Raw genomic sequence first — 750 nt, 5'->3', positions numbered from 1 at the left:
TTATTTTTGCTATTCCTTAATTTTTTATTTTCTTTTCCCACGTATTGTCTCCTGGCTGCTGAACAGCTCTAATTTATATATTTAGCGGGTCTGGGCGGCAGCCCAGGTAGGTCCAGGGCGACAGCCATGGCAAGGCTCCGTACACCGTACATTGCGGAACGCAATTTGTACGGTGTAGGAGTGACCTTGCTCTTATTACTTTTCGCCAAAAAACGATTTGTCAAAAACACACTTTTTATCCATGTGCTTTTGCCTGATACGATGCCGTACAAATTCTGCCTACAACTATCCGTACAACCAATATTCTGGCTGCTGGAAATTCTGTTTATTTTGCTAAATTCTGTTGCCCGTCACTACCGTATTGCTCAGTGCCTGTTGTAGCCACGCCATTAATTGCTGGTGCATCTGTGGGTTAGCCATCAGTGCATTCAAATCAACAGGTGGTAATATGGCTGGCACGGATTTGGATGCCTCAACCAGTCCGGGATCATCACCATGAATACAATCGTGTAGGGCCACTTCTGCTTTGGCACCAAAGTCAGCCGCATCCTCGGTCAACCATCGACCATAGTGGCGCTCGATCATCGCAGTCCCGTTGTGCCCCATTTGCCGGGCAATCCACTCTACGTTCACGCCAGCAGACAACAGTTGGCTCGCGTAGGTGTGGCGCAGCTGAGATGGTCCACGGTATTTGACACCCACCAGGTCACAATGCGGCTGAAAAAATGTTTCCCTGTACTCGTCAACCGA

1 pseudogene is annotated in these 750 nt (G+C 48.4%); it reads right to left on the bottom strand.

Features of this window, described 5'->3' with window-relative positions:
* Window positions 1-333 precede the first annotated feature (333 nt).
* A pseudogene (locus OKC27_RS22765) lies at window positions 334-750 on the bottom strand (tyrosine-type recombinase/integrase); the annotation flags it as partial.

It is taken from the genome of Aeromonas sp. QDB62 (assembly GCF_027705695.1).
Taxonomy (GTDB): domain Bacteria; phylum Pseudomonadota; class Gammaproteobacteria; order Enterobacterales; family Aeromonadaceae; genus Aeromonas; species Aeromonas allosaccharophila.
This window is presented reverse-complemented; position numbering and strand designations above follow the sequence as displayed.